Below are 21970 nucleotides of genomic sequence, written 5' to 3' on the forward strand. Positions count from 1 at the left end.
CCTGGTCGCCTCTTTCTTCAGCGTCAGGTGCATGCGCTCATGCCGGCCATTCTCTTGCGGATGGCCCGGCCTGATGCGCTCGAGCGCGATGCCGAGCCGTAGCCACCAGACTGACAGCTTCGACAGATTGTAGAGGCCGTTGGGGCTGGCGAACGGCAGGCCGTTGTCACTGCGGATCGCGCTTGGCAGGCCATGTTCGGCAAACAATCGGCGGAACGCCTCGAACACACCCACCTCCTTTGTCGATTCGAAGGCTTCACAGCCAAGCAGGTAGCGTGACGCCTGATCGGTGACCGTCAGCGGGTAACAGTAACGGCCATCGCCGAGCTTGAATTCGCCCTTGAAGTCGGCACACCACAGATCGTTCGGCAGCAATGCCTGAGACAAGGCGGTTCCTTCGGCGCGATGGCGTTGCCGTTTGCGGGCATGGGCGACCAGCCCGTGCCGGTCGAGAACGGCATGCACCGTGCTCTTCGACGGCACGCGCACATCACCGGCCAGACGCTTCACCAGCAGTTCTCTGATCTTCCTGGCACCTCAATGCTGCTTCTCCTTCTTGAGCCGCACGATCATTGCCTCGACCGGCTCGGGCAACTGGTTGGCGTAGCGCACCGGCCGGCGCGACCGATCCGTCAGCGCCTCCACACCCTCTTGCCTGTATCGGCTGAAGATCTTGTATCCGGTCTTGCGGGAGATGCCGAACTCCCGACACACATCGCTCATGCCTTCGCCCTCCAGCAGCCGGGCGACAAAACGCAGACGTTCCTCCATCACCGAAGTCTCTCTCCACGGCATCAACACCTCCCGCAAAAAGCGAAAAGTGTTACCGATGTCTCCGGTACAAAACGTCACCTATCTCTCAGGTCGGACANCCGAAGTCTCTCTCCACGGCATCAACACCTCCCGCAAAAAGCGAAAAGTGTTACCGATGTCTCCGGTACAAAACGTCACCTATCTCTCAGGTCGGACAGTGATAAGTCTATCTGGTCGCCATTTGCACCACCACTGCGTATCGGTGCTGAAGGCCAACCGTGATTTTCACACGGCAATCGCGCAAGGATCAGGCAATCCGCGGTTGGCGGCGATGGTTTCGAATATCTCGACGAATGTGCCAAGCTGTTTTATCTTGGCACTCGCAGCCGGGACGTGAATCCGGAGACCGATAACGACCACAGGCGTATCGTCAAGGAACTGCGGTTCAGGGACAGCGAAAAGGCGCGGGCGGCAGTGGTGGAACACAACGAGCATACCCGCCTGGGCGTACTGAAGGCGCTTATTTCGAGCATGTCAGCGGACTGATGGTCTAGCGGCCGCGGCCCTCACGGGGCAAGTCCTGCGCATTGTGCGGTGTTGCGGATATGGGTCTCCATCTCCGCCTTGGCTCGACCTCCGTCATTTGCCGCAAGTGCCGCGATGATGCGCCTATGTTCCGCGATTGAAGCCTTCATCCGATCGGGATCCGTCATGGGGATCGGTTGGCGCTGCGTCTCGGTGACCTGGGCGCGAACGGTCTCATAGAGGGCACGCAGCATGGCATTGGCACAGGCGGAAACGATCGTGCCGTGGAACTCGAGGTCGGCCTCGACATTGGCCAGGCGATCCTGATGCGCCCAGCATTCCTCCATGGTTCGCGTGGCATTTCCCATTCGTTCAAGCTGCAACTGCGTGAGGCGACCGGCCGAGAGACGGGCGATTTCCCCCTCAAGCAGAATGCGGGTTTGAAACACGTCGAAGACCGAATAGCTGTCGGAATAGCGCCATGGCGCCATATGGCCCGACGGAGCTTCCGGATTGCCGACCACGAACGTGCCGCGGCCGGGCTCCGTCTTGAGCAGGCCCAGCGTCTCGAGCGTCAGCAGCGCCTCGCGCAATGAAGCCCGGCTGATGCCGAATTTCTGTGAAAACTCCCGCTGGGAGGGGATTTTCTCGCCCGTCTTCAGGCTGCCATCGGTGATCATGGTCTGGATTTCTCGCGCCACCGATTGGGGGACGAGCGTCCTGGTGAGCATTGCTTTTTCTCCTTGGGCACCGAATGTCCCCGAGTTATTTTTTATTGCCCCTCTTGCAAAGTGGCAAGGCGCGTGATTGTCTGGCCGAACTGGTCAGACCGGTTAGACCGCCAGGTCAGGATTAGTGAAGTCATGCCAAAAAAGCAAGGGGAACTCATGACACGCGCATCCATATTCAAAACAACATTTCTCTCCGCCGTTTTCGCCTCTGTCGGCACATTCACCGCTCATGCCGCCGATCTGAATGTCGGCGCCAATATCGGCAATGTTCCCTGGGAGTTCCAGGATGCCGAAGGCAAGATCGTTGGCTTCGAAGTCGATCTGGTCAACGAGGTGGCGAAAAGGCTCGGAAAATCGGTCGAATTCGTCAACACGCCATTCAACGGCTTGTTTTCGGCCGTCCAGTCCGGGCGGATCAACATCGCGATTTCCTCCATCACGATCACGGACAAACGGCTGGAATCGGTTACCTTCGCGCAGCCCTACTACGATAGCGATCAGTCGCTGACCGTCACCGCCGCTTCGGGCATAACCGGCCTGAAGGACATGGAGGGCAAGGTCGTCGGGGTCGATACCGGTTCGACCGGCGATATGTGGGCGGAAAGCAACAAGGGCAGCCTCAACTTTGGCGAGATCCGCCGCTTTGAGGGCCTTTCCCCCGCCATGCTCGATCTCGTCGCCGGCCGGGTGGATGGTTATATCAGCGACATTCCCGCCTTGCTCTACTACGTCAAGGACAAGCCCCAGCTCAAGGTCGTCGAACGCATCCCGACAGGCGAGAAATACTCGATGATGTTCAACAAGGGCGACCCGCTGGCAAAGGAAGTCAATGACGTCATCACGACATTGAAGGGCGAAGGGTTCATCGCCAAGCTGCACGAGAGCTGGTTCGGCGCCAAGGCCGAGGACACGACATCGTCCGTCGTCGTGCTCGACATGCCCGCCGCTAAGTAACCTCACGCTCCGGCGAGGTGAATAGCCTCGCCGGATCACCAGGAGCCGTCTCGGCATGAATCTCATAAACACGTTCTTCAATGTCGGGGTGCTGCTCGACAGCTTGCCGCAACTTCTCTGGGGGCTCGTCGTAACTCTCCAGATCGGCCTGACGAGCATTGTCTGCGGGCTTGCCGGCGGGCTGTTCCTGGCCATCGCCCGACTTTACGCCCCGGCTTTCTTCCAGATACTCCTTCGCATCTACGTCGATATCTTCCGGTCGATCCCGCTGCTCGTGCTGCTGATTATCGTCTACTACGCGCTTCCCTTCGTCGGAATTCGTCTATCGCCGTTTCTCTCGGCGGTGACGGCGCTCAGCCTTGTTTCGGCGGCCTACACGGCGGAGATTTTCAGGGCGGGAATAGAGGCTATTCCTCGCGGGCAGTTCGAGGCATCGGCGGCATTGGGGCTTTCGAACAGGCACACAATGATCGACGTCATCCTGCCTCAGGCGATCCGTATCGTTATTCCGCCGCTCACCAATAATTGCATCAATGTCTTGAAGGACACCGCGCTCGCCTCGGTCGTCGCCATGCCGGATCTCTTGAAGCAGGCGACGCAGGCGCAGGCGCTTTCGGCGAACCCGACGCCGCTGATCGGGGCTGCTATCATCTACATAATCCTGCTCTGGCCCATGGTCACCGTCGTCGCGAAACTCGAGAGGCATTTCAGCCGGGGAGATCGCTGATGGCGGCCCTGATTTCCATTCGCGGGCTCAAGAAAGCCTTCGGCAGCTTTACCGTGCTGCACGATATCGATCTGGATATAGCCGAAGGCGAGGTCGTCTGCGTGATCGGACCCTCGGGCTCCGGCAAGTCCACCCTCATTCGCTGCATCAATCGGCTCGAAGCTTTCGATCCCGAAAGCACCATCACGGTCGGCGGCATCAAGGTCGAGCAAGGCGCTGCGCTTGCCAAGGTCAGGGCAGAGGTGGGCATGGTGTTCCAGTCCTTCAATCTCTTCCCGCACATGACGGTGCTGCGAAACGTGATGCTCGCGCCGATGCGTGTCCGGGGAACGACTGCGGCCGCAGCCGAGATCAAGGCGCGTGACCTTCTTGCCCGTGTCGGGATTTTGGAACAGGCCGAAAAATTTCCGGGCCAGCTCTCAGGCGGCCAGCAACAGCGCGTCGCAATCGCCCGCGCCCTGGCGATGGAGCCAAAAGTCCTTCTGTTCGATGAGCCGACATCCTCTCTCGATCCGGAGATGGTCGGTGAAGTCCTCGATGTCATGCGCAAGCTGGCAGGGACCGGTGTGACGATGCTCGTCGTCACCCATGAAATGGGCTTTGCCCGCCAGGTCGCCGACCGCGTCATCTTCATGGACGGCGGGCGCATCCTCGAGGCCGGCACGCCGGCACAGATATTCGACAGCCCTCAGGAAGACCGGACGCGCGGCTTCCTGCGCGCCGTACTCAATCATTGATCACGGGTAATCAGAGGACAGCAACATGGCCAATTCACGATTGGACCTCGACTTCGCACGCAGCCAGTTTCCGGGCCTCAAGAGGGGTTGGACCTTCTTCGACAATGCCGGTGGCTCGCAGATCGTCAAAGGCGCGCTCGATCGTATCAATACGTTCCTGATTGAGAAAAACGTGCAGATCGGCGGCTCCTATGCCGTTTCCCAGGATGCGGCAAAGGCGCTTTGGGAGGCCCGGACGGCAGCCATGCATCTCGTCAATGCAAGCCGGCCGGAAGAAATCGTGTTCGGGAACTCAACGACCGCGCTTCTCCAAAATCTGGCGCGCGCCATGGCAAGTCAGCTGACCGCGGGCGACGAGATCGTCGTGACCGTCAGCGACCACGAATCCAATATCGGGCCATGGGACAGGTTGCAGCAAGCGGGCATCGTTCTCAAAATCTGGCCGCTCAACAGGCAAACCCTGACGCTGGACCTTTGCGACCTTGAACCTCTGGTCAGCGATCGCACCAAAATGGTCTGCGTCACCCATGCCTCTAACATTCTGGGCACCGTCAATCCGATCCGCGAAATTGCCGACTTCGTCCATGCGCGCGGCATCAAGCTTTGCGTCGATGCCGTTGCCTATGCGCCGCATCGTGCAGTCGATGTTCAGGCCTTCGACGCCGATTATTACGTCTTCAGCCTCTATAAAACCTACGGGCCTCATTACGCGTTGATGTACGGCAAGTACGATCTGCTCCTCGAACTCGATACGCTCTATCACTATTTTTACGGCAAGGACAAAGTGCCAGGCAAGCTCGAGCCCGGCAATCCGAACTACGAGCTCGCCTACGCGACCTGCGGCATCGTCGATTATCTCTGCGAGCACGCCGCCCGCCTGGGCGAGACCGGCAGTGTCCGCCAGAAGATCGAGCGTGCCTTCGAGGCCATTACCGAGCACGAGGACTTGCTGACGGAGCGCCTCCTGTCCTATCTGCGTTCGCGCAATGATTGCCGGATCGTTGGTGAAGCCGTCAACCGCGACAGCAAACGGGTTCCCACCATATCGTTTCGCTTCGACGGGCGCGATGCCGCGCAGATCTGCAAGGCCGTCGACGCGGAAAAGATCGCCATTCGCTTCGGCGATTTCCACTCCCGCCGTCTCGCCGAATATCTGGATCTCACCGACCATAACGGCATGCTGCGGGTATCGATGGTGCACTACAACACGCTGGAGGAAGTGGACCGGCTGACCGCGGCCTTCGATCGGATACTGTCCAGCGATATCGGAACGGCCGCCGCACTTGAGGCCACACAATAGGGGCGGCTCTGATGGGCTTTGACACGATCATCAGGAACGGAACGGTCGTGACTGCCAGCGACACCTTCCAATGCGACGTGGGTATCGTCGGCGGGCGGATAGCTGCGCTTGCGGCGGAATTGACGGATGCCACCGAGGTCATAGATGCAACCGGCCTGTACGTCATGCCGGGCGGGATAGACAGCCACGTCCATCTCGACCAGCCTTCTGGCGACGGCATCGTCATGGCGGATGACTTCGAAAGCGGCACCCGGTCGGCGGCGATTGGAGGCAACAGTACGGTTCTCACCTTTTGCATGCAGGAGAAAGGGCAGAGCCTTCGCGAGGCCCTGAAAATCTATCATGCCAAGGCCGAGGGGCGTTGCCACGTCGATGTTTCCTTCCACCTGGTCGTTACCGACCCGACGCCGGACGTTCTCGGCCAGGAACTGCCGGCCCTGGTGGCCGATGGTTATACGTCGATCAAGGTCTTCATGACCTATGATGGTCTGCGTCTGCGAGACGACGAGATACTCGCCACGCTCGATACCGCCCGAAGAACCGGTGCGCTTGTGATGGTCCATTGCGAGAACGAGGACGCGATCCGCTATCTGATCGGACGCCATGAGGCGGAAGGGCAGGTCGAACCAAAATATCATGCAACGACACGGCCGATCGCCGCGGAGCGCGAAGCGACCCATCGCGCCCTTTCACTGGCGGAGATCGTCGATACTCCCATCGTCATCGTGCATGTCTCTAACCGCGAGGCGATGGAGGAAATTCGCAGGGCGAGGGAACGCGGGCAGAAGATCGCCGGGGAAACATGCCCGCAATATCTGCTGCTGACCGCCGATGACCTGGATGCCGATGCGCTCGAAGGGGCGAAATATGTCTGTTCGCCACCTCCTCGCGACAAACCCAGCCAGGACGCTTGTTGGGAGGGTATAGAACAAGGTGTATTCGACCTGTTTTCGTCGGATCACTGCCCTTTCCGGTTCGATGATCCGGAGGGCAAGCTCAACGAGAAGGGCAAACGGAACTTCCGCTGGATTCCGAACGGCATACCAGGCGTCGCAACCCGCCTTCCCATCCTCTTCTCCGAAGGCGTCGTGAAAGGACGCATCGACCTCAATCGCTTCGTTGCCCTGACATCGACCAATCATGCAAAACTCTATGGGCTCTATCCGCGCAAGGGTACGATCGCCGTAGGCTCCGATGCCGATATCGCTCTCTGGAACCCGGAAAAACGGGTAACATTGACAAACGATCTGCTGCAGCATGGGGCCGACTACACGCCCTATGAAGGGCTTTCTGTCGTCGGTTGGCCGGTGCGGCTTCTCATTCGTGGAAAAACCGTAACACAGGATGGGACGGTTACGGATGAAAGCAACGGCCTGTTCATCCGCCGAGGACCGTCCGCATTGAGTGCGAGCAGACAATAGCAGGAATGGCTGGAGAGGCACCGCTTCCCGCCTGCTTTCGGCGGACAGTGTATTGGCCCGGCCATAGGATATCCTAAAGCGCGTCCCTCGGATTCGCTTCCGGCCCGAAGTGGCGATTTCGGTGGATCGAGGGAGGCGCCCACCCACGGCATGACGTTATCACCGCGGCGGCGGCGCGCCGAGATCTCGGCGCGTCATTGTTCGGGCGCTTGACTGCCGCGTCTGGTGGTGCGGCCGCAAGCAAGATCAGCCGCGGGGCTGCAGCAGCGCCAGGACGACGGTCGATGCGGCAAGGACGGCAGTGAGGATCAAGGGGCCTGTGGCGCCATAACTGTCGACGACATAGCCGCCGACAACCGCCCCGATACTGATAGCGACCTGGAAAGAAACCACCATCAGGCTACCCGCCGCCTCAAGCGCGTCGGGTGCTCCACGGGACAGATTGGTCGGCAGCACCACCGGTGCCATGCCGAAGGCGAAGCCCCAAAGCGTGGCGAAACCGAAGGCAGCTCCGATGTGGGCGCCCCAAAGCACCAGCGCGAGTGCTGCAAATGCCATCAATGCTGCGGTGACTGTCAGTGCCAAACGAATATTGATGTCGGCCATTCGGCCGCCGGCGACATTGCCGACCACGGCGGCGATGCCAAACCCGAGCAGCGCGAGCGCAATTGCCCCGGTAGCAAGGAGAGTCACCTGTTCGAGAAAGGGGCGCACATAGACCGACCCGGCAAAATGCCCCGTCATGAGTAAAAGAATGGCAAGCATTCCCAACTGCACACGCCGCCGCCGCATCAGCTGAAAGACATCGACGAGACTGTTGCTTGCGCTGGCAGGCAGCGTCGGCAAGCTGAGCAACTGGAGCAGCATGGCAAGTGCGGCAAGCCCGGCGGTCATGGCCATGGCGCTGCGCCAGCCCATCCAATCGCTGATCAAGGCGCCCATCGAAGGTGCTGCTATCGTAGCGAACGAGACGCCGAGCGTAACGATGGCCATGCCCCGACCTGTTGCATTGGCGCCGACCAGCCTTGCCACCACGGCGACTGAAAGTGCCCAGAAGGCGCTCAGCGCGATTCCCAGTCCGGCTCGGCCCAGCAGCAACAGCCAAAAATCGGTCGCCAGGGCCGCAAGGATATTGGAGGCGATCGCCAAAGCACTGAGACCGACCAAGACCGTCTTGCGGTTCAATCTGCCGATGAGGACGTTGCTCAACAAGGCTGCTACGGCGCCGACGGAAGCGGTGGCGGTGACGACCTGTCCGGCTGTTCCCTCGCTGACGCCAAGATCGCGGGCCAATGGAGTCAGCAGGCCTGCTGGCAGGAACTCGGCCGACACCAGGGCGAAACTGGTGGCTGCCATCGAAAGAACCGCGAACCAGGTGGATGCGCTCCACGCAGCCGGCTCTGCCGCATCAAGGTCCATCAGTGGAACGTCAAGTTGTGATGTTGTGTCCGTCATCGAGCTATCTCCGTTGTTGGGAGATGTCATAGATGACTATTACAGGATTATATGTGTCTTAAAATCCGATATCCATGTCAATTCGTCCGGAAATCGTGCGGCGCACAACGCCCGGTGAGACATTCGTGATGCGCTTGAAGGCGCGTGCGAAGGACGCCTCGGATTCATAGCCCAACCGGGAGGCGACCTTGGCCACCGACATGCCGTCCTGTCCCAGCAACTCCCGGGCAAGCTGCATACGCAGACGGGCAAGATAGCGGGCGGCGCCTTCTCCCAAAACGGCGCTGAAGCGCTCCGCGAAGATCGAGCGCGACTGGCCTGCCACCCCGGCGAGGCTTTCGAGAGTCCAGTTATGGCCGGGATCTCGGTGCATGGCTGCCAGCGCCCGACCGATATGGGGGTCGCGGATAGCGGCGAGCCAACCGGTGGTCGAGGCTCCGCTGCAATTGACCCAGCAGCGAATGAGCCGCGCGACGAGCAAATCCGCCATCCGCGACAAGACGGTAGCGCTGCCCATCTGCGGCTGTACAGCCTCTGCCGTCATTGCGGCCAGCAGGGGACCGATGATCGGATCGTTGCCGGCGACGTCGCAGCCCTTGATGATCGGCGGCATCATGGCGATCAAGGGACTGAGGGCATAGGCGCTCAATGCCATGGATCCGCAAAACAGGGTGCTGGTCGCACCCTCTCCTTCCTGCACTACCTCGCAGACATTGCCCCCCAACTTTATTATCCGGCAATCCTCAAGCGAATTGCCCACAACATCCGGCGCGCTGGCCAGTCGATGTGAAATGCCCTGCGGCAACAGCACCAGATCGCCATCGTGCAACTCCCGCCATCCCTCGGCTTCGGTATGGACCCAGCATGGGCCCTGGCTGACAAAGTGAAAGCGAAGCAGCGGTTGTTGTTCAAAGGCGATGCTCCACGGATGTCGCAGTTCGCAGCGCCCATAACTCACGCCACTCAAGCGGAAGTCTTGCAGGACCTCGCTGAGGGCATCCATGGGAATAAGCGGTAGCGAGGCTGGCAGGGACGAATTATCAAGCATCTAGCATAATTATATGCTGCGCGTCCGGCATGCAAGCGCAAACAAGAAACATCATGTCCGCAAAACGAACTGGCAAAAGTGTTATCTGCGGACCTTGCCGCTCCGGTGTTTTGGGTTAGTTGTGTCCCGCATGAATGACAAGGAAATGTAATGTCGTTTGGACGAGGGCCGTTGCTGCAGGAGTCGATCTGATACAGGCTCTTTTCGAGGAGGAACTGCGCCAACCAGCAGCGGATAGAGCCAGGGAGGCCTCCAACGATGTCTTGTTTGACGCTTTCAAGATGAAGTCTCGCCAGACACCGTCGGCTTTTCTCGTCAAAGCTTAGTCAGTGCGTTGCCAGCCAGACAGAGTGCGTTTCTGTAAAGCCGAGGCCTTCACGGCCGTGGGACGTGCTTCAGCTCGGCGTCCGATCTCGCTGCGATGATGTCCGCACCGCGCCAGAGTGTCTTCATCCGATCGACAAACCATTTTCCTGCAGGTCCGGGAGGCTGTGAGGGCTGGTGAAATGCTGACATCGTCAGCATGTATCCGGAAGGCGGCATGTCATCGACATCAAGAATCGAAAGTGTGCCGTCGTAAAGGTCCGTTTCGATCATGTGCAGCGGCATTCCGCCCCATCCGACGCCGTCCTTGAGAAAGGCGCGCTTGGTGGACAGGTCCGCCAGCCGCCAGGTCGCAGGCGATGCGACGGCGAAGTCTCGACCAGACGTCAGATCGGATCGATCCGTAAGGACGAGCTGGATATGCTTCGACAGCTCCCGGCGGGGAATGCGGCCATGAAAGAGCGCGAGCGGATGTTGCGGCGAGGCGACCGCGAGCAATGGAAGTTCGCCTAGGCGCTCGCTGACGAGCGACGGAAACGGCTGTGGCAATGGCGGCAGAATTCCAAGGCTGCATCGACCATCCAGCACTGGCTGATACGCAGCACCCAGGCCTTCGACGAACAGGCGAAGAGGCGTCAATGGAAACTGTTTCGCGAAGTCCTTCGCCACGGCGCTTATAATTGTCGTCGGAAAGAAGACGTCGATCACCACTGACAGCTCCGCCTCCACACCCGAGGTCATCGAGCGCGCCCGCGCCTTCAGCGTATCCACCCCGGCGACGATGTTGCGGGCGTCGGCAAGCAGCAGCACCCCCTCTGAGGTGAGGGACGGATACCGGCTCGAGCGATCGAAAAGCAAGACGCCGAGTTGCTCCTCAAGGGTTCCGACCCACCCGCTCACTGCAGATTGTGCCCGATTGAGCTTTCTGGAGGCGGCAGAGAAGCTACCCTCGTCCACCGCCGCGATGAAAGTCCGCAACTGGTCGAGTGAAACCCCGTCGATCATAGCTCATTTATCCATCTTAAAATCAGATACATTCAATCAGAATATATCATCTTATCAGATGACAAACCAAGGCTTACGTTTTGATCAGCAAGCGATGCCGAAGGACGAGAGACTCGTCCGCACCGCAGACCAAGTCTGTGAGGAGTAAATATGACATATTCGATTATCGGAAGCGGCAGCGTCGGCAAAGCTCTCGCCGGCCGATTTGCCCGCAGTGGCGTCACCGTCGGTGTCGCGAACTCTCGGGGGCGGGAAGCCGTTGCTTCAGCGCTGACGGGATATGGCGAGGTGGTTCATCCGTTCAGTCTTAAGGATGCCTTGGCGGCCGACGTCATCATTCTCGCCGTCCCCTTCTGGGCGCATCTCGACGTCGCAAAGGCTGCTGCGGACTGGGAAGGCAAGATCGTCATCGATGTCACCAACGCATACGGCGTGCCGCTGTCCGACCTCGGCAACGAGCCCTCGTCTGCCGTGGTCGCCAGGTCGATGCCCGGCGCGCGTCTTGTCAAAGCGTTCAATCACTTGCCCGCCCACCTGCTCGCACAAGATCCCCGAACGGCCGGAGGTCGCCGGGTGGTCTTTCTATCGGGTGACGACGACCAGGCGGTTTCGGCAGTTTCTGACATCGCTGGCAGACTTGGCTTTGCACCTGTGAGCCTCGGAAGGATTACGGAAGGCGGCCGCCTCGTGCAGGCGCAGGACAAGAGCTGGGCGCCGCTCATCTTCCAAGACCTCTTCAAGAAGGAGGGCTGATCCGTGTACGATCATGTGATCTGGCCGGAACGCCACGATCCGAAGATCTCGGCAATCTACGCGCTCAACGACATCGACGTGAAGGCCCCTGCCGAAGTGGTGTGGAAGCTGCTGATCGACGCCAGGAACTGGTATCGATATTTCCCCGCCGAAGACCAGGTCAACATCCGGTCAGGAGGCTCGGATCTGGCGCTGGGAACCCGATACAGCCGCGTGACGGTCGGCTACCCCATGAGCTTGGTCGTGACGGAGTTCGTCGAAAATCGCAGGCTCGCCTGGGCGACGACGGTCGATGGCGACACGACAGGTTCCACCGCCTACCACGGCTGGGTCATCACGCCCACGCCGGAAGGATGCCATGTCCTGACCCAGGAGACCCAGCAGGGCGAGTGGTTCCTCGACATGCTGGGACGCCGCCACCCAGGCGGCCTCTATCGCTATCATCAGGATTGGGTCGAACGCCTTGCAGCCGCCGCAGAAGCGGCAGTCGCCTGTGCCGACGTCGAAACAACACGAGATAGGTTCGTCGTGTCCGCACACGAACAACCTGAAGACCATACAAAGGAGACGACATCATGAAGATCGAACTGAAAGGCCGCAGGGCCGTCGTCACAGGCTCGACCGCCGGCATTGGCTTCGCGATTGCAGAAGGGCTCGCACGTGCGGGCGCGTCGGTCGTGATCAATGGGCGTGGGGAAGAGCGCGTCGCCGCAGCGTTGAAGGATCTTCGGCTCCGTCTGCCGCAAGCGGAATTTGAGGGCGTTGCCGCCGACCTCTCGACGGCCGAAGGATCATCCAAGCTTGCAAGCCGGATAACAGACACCGATATCCTTGTGAACAATCTGGGCACGGCTCACCTCAATGGTTTCTTCGACCAGTCGGACGACGAATGGCTTGAACTGTTCCAGTTCAACGTCATGAGCGGCGTGCGTGCCGCCCGGCGCTACATGCCAGGCATGGTCGCGCGCGGCTGGGGCCGCGTGGTGTTCATCAGCAGCGAATCCGCAGTCAACATCCCGAAGGAGATGATCGACTACGGAATGACGAAGACCGCGCAGCTTTCCGTGTCCCGTGGCCTGGCGGAGCTCGTCGGCGGGACCGGAGTGACCGTCAACTCGGTTCTGCCTGGTCCGACACGTTCGGAGATTCTTGGTAACTGGATGGCTGCAACGGCGAGCGAGCAAGGGATCACTCAGGACGAGGCCGAACAGAACTTTCTCAAGACGATGCGGCCGACATCGCTCATCAACCGTTTCACGACGACCGAGGAAGTCGCGAACATGGTGGTCTATGTCTGCTCGGAACAGGCGTCGGGCACAAGCGGCGCAGCGTTGCGCGTCGACGGCGGCGTCCTGCGTTCGATCTTCTGACCCGTCAGACAAACCTGGTGCGATCGGCCCTGACCACGTGGCCGATCGGTCCGTGAATTCTCTCTAAAAGCAATGGATATAGAATGTTCGAAGTCATCAACTGGCCGGCGGATATGGCGCCCAGCCGGTCTCCCATCCACTTTACAAACGAGCTCGAAATAGCGGTGTCGCCGACCACGATCTGGTCTCTCCTGACCGATCCACTGGCCTGGCCAAGCTTCTACCCCGGCGTTTCGCATGTCGATCTCCTCGACGGACACGAGACCATGCAGCTTGGCAGTCGCTTCGAGACCAATCTGGCCGGCCAGGACGTCTCGGCGTCGGTCGTCGAGTTCGAGCCGATGACCCGCATCGCCTGGGCGGGCGGCCCCAAGGCGTCGGCGGCCTCCAGAGCTTACCACGCCTGGATCATCACCCCGACCGCTGGGGGATGTCATCTGTGGACTGAAGAGACCATGCAGGGACCGCTTTGGATCGAACTGGCGAAGGAAGCTCCTGACATCTTTTGGAAAACTCATGAAAAGCTGCTTCGCGACCTCGCGGATGTAGCGGTCAAGCGCGAAGTGGTGATGCAGGGTTAGAGCGGAGCAGCTTGCGGACATATCGGTGATGATCGCTGTGGGCGAGGCGGAAGACCCGTTTGACGGGTCCGGCCCAAAGCGGACTTAACTCAACCTAGACCTCTGTCAGGTCGCGTTCGTTAGAGGCGTCATACTTCCGGATTTGGCCCCGCATCCGCTCCTGCCATCGACGGACGAACGCGACGGTGTCGGGGGCATCAAGATGCGCACTAAGGGCGGATTGATCTGACCAACGCTCCGATATGAGCAACCGTCCGGCTTGCGGATCGTCCACCGCAGCGTCATAGGAAATGTTCCCGACACGCTGCCGTGTGGCGGAGGCAAGCACTTGCAGATCGCGTAGAAATTGCGCCAAATCAGCACGCTCGACGTGCATGTACCCTGTGACGATGATCAAAACATATTCCTCCGGCTTGCTGGCCCGACGGCTGTACTGCCAGTCGATCAGGGCCACGGGTGGATCAGGCGACGATGAGAACAATCTTGCCTTGGATGCTGCGTTGGGAAGCCCGCTGATGAGCAGCGGCAGCTTCCGCCAGCGGATAGGTGCTGTCGATTGCGACGCGAATTGTGCCGTTGTCGAGAAGTCCACCAGCATCTGCCAGTTGTCTCCCATTGGACCGGACCTGCGTCGTTGACACGGTGATCCCGCGTCTCGCGGCTTCATCATGGCCCGAGAAGCCCAGGGGGTTAACCAGGAAGAGCGCTCCGCCCTGCTTGATGATATCCAAGAAGCGTTCCATGTGAGGGCCGCCCGCAGCATCGACCACGAGGTCCGCAGCCTGTGCGACCGCCTCAAGAGAGGTCGTGGTGTAGTCGATGAATTGATCAGCCCCAAGGTTGCGCAGGAGGGTCTCGTGCTTGCCTGAGGCCACCGCGATCACGCGTGCCCCTCTCCACTTTGCAATCTGAACCAACAGGTGCCCCACACCGCCGCCTGCGCCATTGACCAGCACCGTCTTGCCGTCGAGCGGGACAGGCGCATGAGGGAACGGCTGGAACGGGTTGGCTACGTCATGGCCAAGTTCGACCAGAAACTGCCAAGCGGTAAGCAGCGACATCGGCGCAGCGGCGGCCTGCGTATGATCGATCCCCGCGGGCTTCAATGCCAGCTCCGACGCGGGGACACGGACATATTCCGCATAAGCGCTGCTGCCTTTCATCAGGTCATCCGGAAACCGCACCATAGCGTAGACTTCGTCACCGACGCTGAATCCCGTGACGTCGTCTCCGACCGCGGAGACAACTCCCGACACATCCGTCCCCAGGATCAGCGGAAAAGTCGCGTCAGGCTGCCATTCCGGCGGCAACGCCCGATAGCCGTCACGCAGATAAAGATCCGGCGGGTTGAGACCGGCCGCGTGCACCCGAACGAGCACTTCGCCATCCGACGCCTCCGGCCGTGGAGCATCTTCGTAACGTAGGACCTCCGGGCCACCGAATTCGTGCAGTCGAACTGCTTTCATCATCTCACTCATCGTAGCCTCGCATGGAAACAAAATTTCTGGGCTAGACATATGAACTTCTGACTGGGTTGATAATCAGGCTACAGTTCGCTTTAATAGTGCCATGAGGGAACAAGTCGGCTTTGAACGTTTAACTGGACTGATCGCGTTTGCTCGCGCTGGCTCTCTCGGCAGCTACACTGCCGCCGCTCGGTCGCTGTCCGTCTCCCCTTCGGCGATCAGCAAAAGCATCCAGAGACTGGAGCGGCGCCTCGGCCTGTCGCTCTTCACCCGAACGACACGCTCGCTCACCCTCACGGCGGAGGGACGCGACCTGCATGAGCGGGCTCTGCGACTGGTGCGCGACGCTGAAGACATCGAACAAGCCGCGAAGAGTGCGCGTGCTGAGCCCGGCGGAAACTTACGAATTGCGGCATCGCTGCCGATCGGCATACATGTCATCGCGCCTGCACTGACTCGGTTTCGTATCCTCCACCCGAAGGTCACGATTGACCTGCGATTGAGCGACCAATTGGTCGATCTCACCAAAGACGGTATCGATCTTGCAGTCCGGATTGGCCATCTTTCGGACTCTCGCCTCCTGTCGCGTCGGCTCTCGCCACATCGGCTGTCTTGCTATGCTTCGCCGGATTATCTTTCCAGATGCGGCACGCCTAAGCATCCGGATGAACTGGTCGCACACGAGACGGTCAATTTACGCTACCAGAACACGGGCCAGATGTTCCGTTGGCCCTTCCACATCGGCAATCGGGACATCGAGATCGTGCCGTCCTCTGGCATCGTCGTCGATGCGAGTGAGGCCGTTATCGCAGCGGTCGCCGCAGGGGCGGGTATCGGGATCGCGGCAGACTTCATGGCTGCCCCTTGGGTCAAGCGCGGCGAGTTGATCCCGGTTTTGGCCGATTTCGCGGTGGAGCGCCATAACATCACCGCAGTCTGGCCTGAAAGCCGCCGAACCAATCCGGCTGTTCGCGCTTTCCTGGACCATTTGATCGAGTTGTTCTAGCCGAACCAGCATGCTCTTGTGACGCATCAGCGTTGTTGTAGGAAGCTTAGCCAGAGAGAGATATTCGGTTCTCCCACACGGCTGCCGTGCCGCCAAAATCAATTTCCGCAGGATGCTGCATGCCGGGCTCGTCTCACCGTGCTGAGATGTGGGCAAGTGTTATGGGCGGATTGCGGTAGCGACATCGTCCATCCTCACGCGTTGCCGTGAGTGGTACTGGCGGACTGGCATTTTGGAATGAGGGTGGCGTGAATTGGACAAACGCACCGCCTGTCGCCTTTTGTGGTCAGCTTCCATCGCGGGAAGCCGCTCCATGCGATGAACGATAGCCCTGAACGATCGGCTCGTCGGAGTGCTGCTTGCACGCCGCCTCCACCTGCAACAGGATAGTCCGGAACCGCTCGATCATCCACGCCGTTGCGGGGCCGGGTGGTCGTGCGACGTGATGCATGGCGACCAGCGCGAATTTTTGTATCGGGTAGTCCTCAAGGTCGAGGAGGATCAGCCGGCCGTCGTGAATGTCCCTGGATACTTTTGCATAGGGCAGACCGCCCCAACCGTGGCCGGCGAGCGTGAGCTCGTGTTTAAGACCCATATCTGTCATACGCCATGTGCGATCCCCGATGACGCCGAAGTCGCGGCCGCGCGTCTGGTCGGTGACGTCGGTGATGACGATCTGTGTATACTGGCGTGCGACCGAGCGTGGGATCGGCGTCTGTGCCAGGGCAAGCGGATGCGATGGCGCCGCCACTGGCACGAGCGACGCGAAACCCATCGGCTGGAGCACGACCCGCCTGTCGCCACGGTTCGGTTCGCCACCGAAGCCGACATGAGCGATCCGCCTGGCGACCTGGTCGTAAACGACACCGATCGAGCCGACATGGAGACGGATGTCAACGGTGGGGAAATTCTCTTCGAACGTCGAAAGCAGCATGGACAGCACCTGCGTCGGCACGGTCGGATCGACCGCTGCAACGATCTCGGCCTCCAGTCCCTGTTGTAGGGCGCGAGTACGGGCCCGAAGTCCATCTAGCCCGGAAAGAATCCTTCGTGCATCCATGAGTAGCGCCGTTCCTGCCTCCGTAAGCCGGGGTTGTCGCGTGCCGTGGCGTTCGAACAACTTGACCTGAAGCTGGTCCTCGAGATTGGCGATCGCATAACTGACGACGGACTGCGAGCGCTTCAGACGGCGCGCAGCTGCTGAAAAGCCGCCGCTGTCGGCGACTTCCGCAAAGATCGTCAGTTGATCAAGCGTAGGATATGCTTCCATCTATTTTCTCGATCGAAACTACCTATATTTTACCTGTTTTACAGATGAGTGTCGAGTGCCATCCTTCGCTCCAGAGAACGTCACGACCCGCGTGGCGGCGATATACGAAGGAGCCATACCATGTCGTCCATCCTTCTCGTCACATCGAGCCCGCGTGCTAGCGCCTCGATATCGACCCGCACAGCCACGAAGCTCGCGGAACGGCTCGCCGCCTCCCGGCCCGGAACGAAGATCGCCCATCGCGATCTCGTTACCGCACCGCTGCCGCATATCGACGGTGACTTCCTCGGCGGGCTCTTTTCTCCCGAAGGTGAGCGCAGTGCCGTCCAGCAGACGCTTGTCGATGCTTCCGACCAGGCCGCGGAGGAACTGCTTGCCGCCGATACGGTCGTGATCGGGGCGGGAATGATAAACTTTTCCATCCCGTCGGCCCTGAAGTCCTGGTTCGACTATGTGGCGCGCGCAGGCAAGACCTTCCGCTATTCCGAGAGCGGACCGGAAGGTTTGGTCAAGGGCAAGAGGGTCTATGTGATCCTTGCCTCGAAGGGCATCTACACCAATGGTGGTCCGGTCGCCCCGATGGACCATGCCCGGCCCTATCTCAAGACCATGCTCGGCTTTCTCGGCATGACCGATGTCGAGTTCATCGACATCGAGGGCGTCGGTCTCGGACTCGAGCCTGACGAAGATATCCTCGATCGTGCCGAGCGCCGCATCGACGTTGCAGCAGATCCAGCATTGGCTGCATGACGCCACGCCCACGGATGAGCGGCCGGTGTCACGCCGGCCGATGCTTTTCCAGGAAGTGCCGATCGGTCGTCATTCGCCGCAAAGGGGAGGCGCTTCCTCCGCTTGGAAACCACCGGCAATACCGCCCACTCAATAGGAGACTGCACATGAGCACTATCAGCATCATCGGCTCAGGAACCATGGCCGCCGCGATCGCGGGCCGTACTGCCAAGGCCGGACACACCGTCGAGGTTGTCAGCCGGGACTCCGCCAAGGCGCGGGCGCTCGCCGACCAACTCGCAGCCGGAGTGACCACAGGGACGTATGGCGCTGCGCCTGCGGGCGACATTGTCATCCTCGCCGTGCCGTACAGCGCTGCAGCGGCGGTCGTGGCCGACTTTGGGAAAGCGCTCGATGGTAAGGTGATCATCGACGTCGCCAACCCGTTTGCGCCCGACCTCTCGGGCCTCATCACGCCCCACGGCAGTTCTGGTGCCGAGGAGACCGCCAAGGGTCTCCCCACTGGGGCGCATGTCGTGAAGGCGTTCAACACGATCTTTGGCCATGTGCTTGTGAAGGGGGGACGGCTCGACGCGTTCATCGCAGCCGACGATGCGGAGGCGAAAGCGCACGTCTCGACGTTCCTCGAAAGTCTCGAGCTGCGTCCGCTCGACGTGGGCGGCCTGCACATGGCTCGGACGCTTGAGTCTCTCGGTTTTATGATGATCGGACTGGCCAAAAACGGCGCCGGCACCTGGGACTTCGCCATGAACGTCGATAAGGGCTGAATCAGGAACCGCAGGCCCTGCTGCGTCTCTTCCGTCAGTACATGACAACCCGCCTCGGTGGGAGCGATAGCCCAATAATGATACGCCGTTACCGGCTTCGTCGCCGTCGCCACCGTCCTCCATGCAAGCCTGTGGCCGGGCGCGCACTCCGTCATGAAGGCTCATTGGAAGTCGGACCGGCCGCCCGACTGTATCCAGTTCTCGGCGTCGGCGAGGAGGACCCACACTACGTCGGGAGGCGTTTTTCACCTCAATATCCTTGAACGCGTAGATCGCTGAAAATTTCGTGCCGAACTGCCATCCTGCATACGGCTGCGGCCCCATCAGAGACCGAGCGACCGACGTGGTCGTTGCGCCGCCATCGCTGCTGGGCTATGGTCTGTATGTCGGAAAAGGCAGACTTGGTTCGGTAAGCCCAAGTCCTTCTGGTAACGGAAGCTCTGGCCTTTGGCTTCGTGCCAGAAGTCCCCACGACGAACAATGAATGCTTTCGGGCATGCACCGTTCGTCCGTGTGGATTTCGAGTTCGAGGAACGCTCCGGTCGAACATCGACCAAGGAGTATCCTCATGCACACATCCCCTGCCAATATCTATGACGTGATCGTCGCCGGCGGTGGCCCGGTTGGCCTGTTTCTCGCCTGCGAACTGCGGCTCGCCGGCTGCTCGGTGCTGGTTCTCGAACGGGCGCAGGACCCGCATTCGCCGTTGAAGAGATTGCCGTTCGGACTGCGCGGCCTTTCCGTAGCAACCGTCGAGAGCTTCGACCGCCGCGGTCTGATGGATCCCCTCAAGCATCTTATGGTCAGCCGTGACGTCCCGGCGGCAGCACATTGGATGAAGCAGCCGCGCCGGCCCGGCGGCCACTTCGCGGGCATCCAGTTTTTCCACGACCAGATTGACAGCGCGAACTGGCCTTGGCGCATACCGGGCCCTGTCAGCAACTTCGCTGCGGACATGACGAGCATCGAGGCCGTCTTCTCCGCGCGAGCAGAGGCCTCGAACGTCGAAATCCGACGCGGCTGCGGTGTCGACGGCCTCGATCAATTGGACGACCAAGTGATCGTTCACGCGGGCGGCGAAGTGTTCCGGGCGCAATGGCTGGTCGGCTGCGATGGTGCGCGCAGCGTCGTGCGAAAGGCGGCCGGGATAGGCTTCACCGGGACCGATCCCGAGTTCACCGGCTATTCGGCAACGGCCGTCTTGGCCAATCCGAACGTCCTGAAGCCCGGCCGTCACTACACCGCGACAGGCATGTTCATCTACACGCCGCCTGGCACGATTGGGATAGTCGACTTCGACCGCGGGGCGTTTCACCGCACGAATCCAATCACGCGTGAGCAATTCGAGGCGACGCTCCGCAGGATCTCCGGCACCGACGTTTCGGTCACGGCGCTCGAACTCGCAACCACTTGGACCGACCGTGCCTTTCAAGCGAGCCAATACCGGAAGGGTCGCGTTCTGCTGGCCGGCGACGCCGCGCACATCCATTCGCCGCTCGGCGGCCAAGGGCTTAACCTTGGCCTGGGTGATGCCATCAACCTCGGCTGGAAGCTCGCCGCCACGATCCGCGGCACGGCGCCGGCTGGTCTCCTCGACAGCTACGAACACGAACGGCATCCGGTCGGTGCGCTGATTCTTGATTGGTCGCGGGCGCAGGTCGTGCTGATGCGACCATCCCGTAGTTCGCGTGCGCTTGAAGCGATCGTCCGCGATCTGATCGAGACGCGCGACGGCGCTACCTATTTTGCCGAGCGCGTCTGGGGTATCGGGCTTCATTATGATTTGGGCGAAGGCCATCCCTTGGTCGGTCGCACCGTGCCGGATTTCAAGTTCGCCGATGGGACGCGGCTAAACGAGTGTTTTCGGACCGGACAAGCGCTGCTCGTCGATTTCGACAGATGCATCGGGTTACAGGCGTTTGCTGACCGATGTGGCGGTCAAATCCGGTACGTTACGGGAGATGCAGAAGAGCGGCTGGGCCTACAAGCCATGCTGGTGCGTCCCGATGGGGTTGTTGCCTGGGCCAGCGATGCGGTTCGCAATGAAAAGGAAGTCGCCGACGCCGTATCGCGCTGGCTCATTGTCGGCTGAGGACGCTCCGAGCGCTGCCTTACCAACGGCCGCTTATGCTCGTGCCGTTGGTAAGGCCACCCGCCCGCTTCCAACATCGAGGCCGAACTGCCCGGCCAGATACAAAACACCTTCGGTCGGGTTCGTCGCATGATCCTGCACAAAGAAGCCGATTGACGAATGTAATAACATTACATATTGAGTCGCTGTCAATTCGGAGGACGCGATGATCGACATTTGTCTGGAACGCCGAAACCCAACACTCGACTACCACGGCCACGCGGCCGTTCATCACCTACCCCGGGTGCGGCGAAGTTCCTTCAGCGGAGGCATTGACGACGCATGGTCGGGCACGCCAACCGTTCGAGATCAAGCAGAAGCTCCCGCACGAATGCGAGGCTTTGCAGATCACCTGCCGAAACCCGTTCCGCCCGTCGATGATGAAAGGCAGGCCTTCCGGATTTGTTGGTCACCCACGACCGGAATCTTGCAGAAAATCTCTGGATGCGGCTTATCGATCTAGGACGCACGCATAAACAAATCGCGTGAAATGGACCGTATTGGCTCCAAGTACGGCCTTGACCGGTTGCCAACTTCTCCCTTAACTGGCCTCGACGGTTCCCCTACCCATGAGGTGGAGGGGAATAATAGGGAACACGGTGCGGACGACCCGCATGGGACCAAAACCGTGGCTGCCCCCGCAACTGTAAGCGGATTGCCGTCCATCCTCGTGGCGCATAGCGCCATGCCACTGTGCGGACAGCACGGGAAGGCAGATGGACAGCGGATATTCGTGAGCCAGGAGACCTGCCGTCACCTATCGATCCATCGTCACGGGCGGGGAAGCCCGGAACAGGAGTATGCAATGAAGATCACCAGCCCCTCGCGGCGTCGACCGACGCTGCCTTTCCCCCAACCTGTCGATTGTTCGATCGTTCGGACGGCCTGACCGTCCT

General features: G+C 60.4%; 21 protein-coding genes, 1 pseudogene and 1 riboswitch. Of the genes and pseudogenes, 14 read left to right on the forward strand and 8 right to left on the reverse strand.

The window, feature by feature from the left end; translation table 11 throughout:
* Window positions 1–795, reverse strand: a pseudogene (locus ASD31_RS20220) (helix-turn-helix domain-containing protein); the annotation flags it as partial.
* A 133-nt stretch (window positions 796–928) separates the two neighbouring features.
* On the opposite strand from ASD31_RS20220, the gene ASD31_RS27125 reads away from it, so the two are divergent.
* Window positions 929–1150, forward strand: a complete 222-nt coding sequence (locus ASD31_RS27125; protein ID WP_413813828.1) for an FCD domain-containing protein — start codon at window positions 929–931, stop codon at window positions 1148–1150.
* 169 nt (window positions 1151–1319) lie between these two features.
* Here the strand turns inward: ASD31_RS27125 and ASD31_RS20230 are convergent, their stop codons facing one another.
* Entirely contained in the window at window positions 1320–2009 is a 690-nt protein-coding gene (locus ASD31_RS20230) for a FadR/GntR family transcriptional regulator (RefSeq protein ID WP_056338301.1), read from the reverse strand.
* A 156-nt stretch (window positions 2010–2165) separates the two neighbouring features.
* Here ASD31_RS20230 and ASD31_RS20235 point away from each other — a divergent pair, with 156 nt between their 5' ends.
* From ASD31_RS20235 to hydA, 5 genes are read left to right on the forward strand one after another with little or no spacing between them, the layout of a single operon-like run.
* Complete coding sequence (locus ASD31_RS20235) at window positions 2166–2963, forward strand: ABC transporter substrate-binding protein (RefSeq protein WP_056339094.1); 798 nt, start codon at window positions 2166–2168, stop codon at window positions 2961–2963.
* Window positions 2964–3018: 55 nt separating this feature from the next.
* Window positions 3019–3690 carry an amino acid ABC transporter permease gene (locus ASD31_RS20240; RefSeq protein WP_056338304.1) on the forward strand — a complete coding sequence of 224 codons (672 nt, stop codon included), beginning with the start codon at window positions 3019–3021 and terminating at the stop codon, window positions 3688–3690.
* Window positions 3690–4427, forward strand: a complete 738-nt coding sequence (locus tag ASD31_RS20245) for an amino acid ABC transporter ATP-binding protein (RefSeq protein ID WP_056338307.1) — start codon at window positions 3690–3692, stop codon at window positions 4425–4427. Before ASD31_RS20240 ends, ASD31_RS20245 begins: the two co-directional genes overlap by 1 nt.
* Window positions 4428–4452: 25 nt before the next feature.
* Window positions 4453–5727, forward strand: a complete 1275-nt coding sequence (locus ASD31_RS20250) for a cysteine desulfurase-like protein (protein ID WP_056338310.1) — start codon at window positions 4453–4455, stop codon at window positions 5725–5727.
* Between the two features lie 11 nt (window positions 5728–5738).
* Window positions 5739–7148, forward strand: a complete 1410-nt coding sequence (hydA, locus tag ASD31_RS20255) for a dihydropyrimidinase (protein WP_056338311.1) — start codon at window positions 5739–5741, stop codon at window positions 7146–7148.
* Window positions 7149–7394: 246 nt separating this feature from the next.
* Here the strand turns inward: hydA and ASD31_RS20260 are convergent, their stop codons facing one another.
* The 3 genes from ASD31_RS20260 to ASD31_RS20270 form a co-directional block, all read right to left on the reverse strand.
* Complete coding sequence (locus ASD31_RS20260) at window positions 7395–8603, reverse strand: MFS transporter (RefSeq protein ID WP_056338314.1); 1209 nt, start codon at window positions 8601–8603, stop codon at window positions 7395–7397.
* 58 nt (window positions 8604–8661) lie between these two features.
* Window positions 8662–9651, reverse strand: coding sequence for an AraC family transcriptional regulator (locus ASD31_RS20265; protein ID WP_056338317.1), 990 nt, complete (start codon window positions 9649–9651; stop codon window positions 8662–8664).
* 375 nt (window positions 9652–10026) lie between these two features.
* Window positions 10027–10980, reverse strand: coding sequence for a LysR family transcriptional regulator (locus ASD31_RS20270; protein ID WP_056338320.1), 954 nt, complete (start codon window positions 10978–10980; stop codon window positions 10027–10029).
* Between the two features lie 150 nt (window positions 10981–11130).
* Between ASD31_RS20270 and ASD31_RS20275 the strand changes: the two genes are divergently transcribed.
* The 4 genes from ASD31_RS20275 to ASD31_RS20290 all read left to right on the forward strand — a co-directional run bounded on the left by ASD31_RS20275 (window position 11131) and on the right by ASD31_RS20290 (window position 13684).
* A complete protein-coding gene (locus ASD31_RS20275; protein WP_056338323.1) occupies window positions 11131–11733 on the forward strand; it encodes an NADPH-dependent F420 reductase in 603 nt (200 codons plus the stop codon).
* A gap of 3 nt (window positions 11734–11736) precedes the next feature.
* Window positions 11737–12312 carry an SRPBCC domain-containing protein gene (locus ASD31_RS20280; protein WP_082520645.1) on the forward strand — a complete coding sequence of 192 codons (576 nt, stop codon included), beginning with the start codon at window positions 11737–11739 and terminating at the stop codon, window positions 12310–12312.
* Entirely contained in the window at window positions 12309–13103 is a 795-nt protein-coding gene (locus ASD31_RS20285; RefSeq protein WP_056338326.1) for an SDR family NAD(P)-dependent oxidoreductase, read from the forward strand. The genes ASD31_RS20280 and ASD31_RS20285 overlap by 4 nt, the downstream gene beginning before the upstream one ends.
* Before the next feature lie 83 nt (window positions 13104–13186).
* Complete coding sequence (locus ASD31_RS20290) at window positions 13187–13684, forward strand: SRPBCC domain-containing protein (RefSeq protein WP_056338329.1); 498 nt, start codon at window positions 13187–13189, stop codon at window positions 13682–13684.
* 94 nt (window positions 13685–13778) lie between these two features.
* On the opposite strand, the gene ASD31_RS20295 is transcribed toward ASD31_RS20290, so the two are convergent.
* Window positions 13779–14138: a putative quinol monooxygenase gene (locus tag ASD31_RS20295; RefSeq protein WP_244483912.1), complete on the reverse strand. Its 360-nt coding sequence runs from the start codon at window positions 14136–14138 to the stop codon at window positions 13779–13781.
* Between the two features lie 7 nt (window positions 14139–14145).
* Window positions 14146–15162 (reverse strand): NADP-dependent oxidoreductase, encoded by a 1017-nt coding sequence (locus ASD31_RS20300; protein ID WP_056338332.1) that lies wholly within the window; start codon window positions 15160–15162, stop codon window positions 14146–14148.
* Window positions 15163–15253: 91 nt separating this feature from the next.
* On the opposite strand from ASD31_RS20300, the gene ASD31_RS20305 reads away from it, so the two are divergent.
* Entirely contained in the window at window positions 15254–16156 is a 903-nt protein-coding gene (locus tag ASD31_RS20305) for a LysR family transcriptional regulator (protein ID WP_056338335.1), read from the forward strand.
* 286 nt (window positions 16157–16442) lie between these two features.
* Here ASD31_RS20305 and ASD31_RS20310 read toward each other — a convergent pair whose 3' ends face one another.
* Window positions 16443–17426, reverse strand: coding sequence for a LysR family transcriptional regulator (locus ASD31_RS20310; protein WP_056338338.1), 984 nt, complete (start codon window positions 17424–17426; stop codon window positions 16443–16445).
* Between the two features lie 120 nt (window positions 17427–17546).
* Here ASD31_RS20310 and ASD31_RS20315 point away from each other — a divergent pair, with 120 nt between their 5' ends.
* From ASD31_RS20315 to ASD31_RS20325, 3 genes are all read left to right on the forward strand, one after another.
* Window positions 17547–18176: an FMN-dependent NADH-azoreductase gene (locus ASD31_RS20315; RefSeq protein ID WP_056338340.1), complete on the forward strand. Its 630-nt coding sequence runs from the start codon at window positions 17547–17549 to the stop codon at window positions 18174–18176.
* Between the two features lie 146 nt (window positions 18177–18322).
* Window positions 18323–18943: an NADPH-dependent F420 reductase gene (locus tag ASD31_RS20320; RefSeq protein WP_056338342.1), complete on the forward strand. Its 621-nt coding sequence runs from the start codon at window positions 18323–18325 to the stop codon at window positions 18941–18943.
* A 568-nt stretch (window positions 18944–19511) separates the two neighbouring features.
* Window positions 19512–21035, forward strand: coding sequence for an FAD-dependent monooxygenase (locus tag ASD31_RS20325; RefSeq protein ID WP_056338345.1), 1524 nt, complete (start codon window positions 19512–19514; stop codon window positions 21033–21035).
* A 577-nt stretch (window positions 21036–21612) separates the two neighbouring features.
* A riboswitch (cobalamin riboswitch) is annotated at window positions 21613–21844 on the forward strand.
* Window positions 21845–21970: the final 126 nt, after the last annotated feature.

This window comes from Rhizobium sp. Root482, from assembly GCF_001426565.1.
Classification (GTDB): Bacteria; Pseudomonadota; Alphaproteobacteria; order Rhizobiales; family Rhizobiaceae; genus Pararhizobium.

Excerpts from the sequence above, each read along its gene's own strand:
- ASD31_RS27125 (WP_413813828.1), top strand. The coding sequence starts at position 929 with ATGTCTCCGGTACAAAACGTCACCTATCTCTCAGGTCGGACAGTGATA.
- ASD31_RS20300 (WP_056338332.1), bottom strand. The coding sequence starts at position 15,162 with ATGAGTGAGATGATGAAAGCAGTTCGACTGCACGAATTCGGTGGCCCG.
- ASD31_RS20270 (WP_056338320.1), bottom strand. The coding sequence starts at position 10,980 with ATGATCGACGGGGTTTCACTCGACCAGTTGCGGACTTTCATCGCGGCG.
- ASD31_RS20285 (WP_056338326.1), top strand. The coding sequence starts at position 12,309 with ATGAAGATCGAACTGAAAGGCCGCAGGGCCGTCGTCACAGGCTCGACC.
- ASD31_RS20260 (WP_056338314.1), bottom strand. The coding sequence starts at position 8,603 with ATGACGGACACAACATCACAACTTGACGTTCCACTGATGGACCTTGAT.
- ASD31_RS20320 (WP_056338342.1), top strand. The coding sequence starts at position 18,323 with ATGAGCACTATCAGCATCATCGGCTCAGGAACCATGGCCGCCGCGATC.
- ASD31_RS20240 (WP_056338304.1), top strand. The coding sequence starts at position 3,019 with ATGAATCTCATAAACACGTTCTTCAATGTCGGGGTGCTGCTCGACAGC.
- ASD31_RS20290 (WP_056338329.1), top strand. The coding sequence starts at position 13,187 with ATGTTCGAAGTCATCAACTGGCCGGCGGATATGGCGCCCAGCCGGTCT.
- ASD31_RS20275 (WP_056338323.1), top strand. The coding sequence starts at position 11,131 with ATGACATATTCGATTATCGGAAGCGGCAGCGTCGGCAAAGCTCTCGCC.
- ASD31_RS20235 (WP_056339094.1), top strand. The coding sequence starts at position 2,166 with ATGACACGCGCATCCATATTCAAAACAACATTTCTCTCCGCCGTTTTC.
- hydA (WP_056338311.1), top strand. The coding sequence starts at position 5,739 with ATGGGCTTTGACACGATCATCAGGAACGGAACGGTCGTGACTGCCAGC.
- ASD31_RS20310 (WP_056338338.1), bottom strand. The coding sequence starts at position 17,426 with ATGGAAGCATATCCTACGCTTGATCAACTGACGATCTTTGCGGAAGTC.
- ASD31_RS20325 (WP_056338345.1), top strand. The coding sequence starts at position 19,512 with ATGCACACATCCCCTGCCAATATCTATGACGTGATCGTCGCCGGCGGT.
- ASD31_RS20265 (WP_056338317.1), bottom strand. The coding sequence starts at position 9,651 with ATGCTTGATAATTCGTCCCTGCCAGCCTCGCTACCGCTTATTCCCATG.
- ASD31_RS20250 (WP_056338310.1), top strand. The coding sequence starts at position 4,453 with ATGGCCAATTCACGATTGGACCTCGACTTCGCACGCAGCCAGTTTCCG.
- ASD31_RS20315 (WP_056338340.1), top strand. The coding sequence starts at position 17,547 with ATGTCGTCCATCCTTCTCGTCACATCGAGCCCGCGTGCTAGCGCCTCG.
- ASD31_RS20245 (WP_056338307.1), top strand. The coding sequence starts at position 3,690 with ATGGCGGCCCTGATTTCCATTCGCGGGCTCAAGAAAGCCTTCGGCAGC.
- ASD31_RS20230 (WP_056338301.1), bottom strand. The coding sequence starts at position 2,009 with ATGCTCACCAGGACGCTCGTCCCCCAATCGGTGGCGCGAGAAATCCAG.
- ASD31_RS20305 (WP_056338335.1), top strand. The coding sequence starts at position 15,254 with ATGAGGGAACAAGTCGGCTTTGAACGTTTAACTGGACTGATCGCGTTT.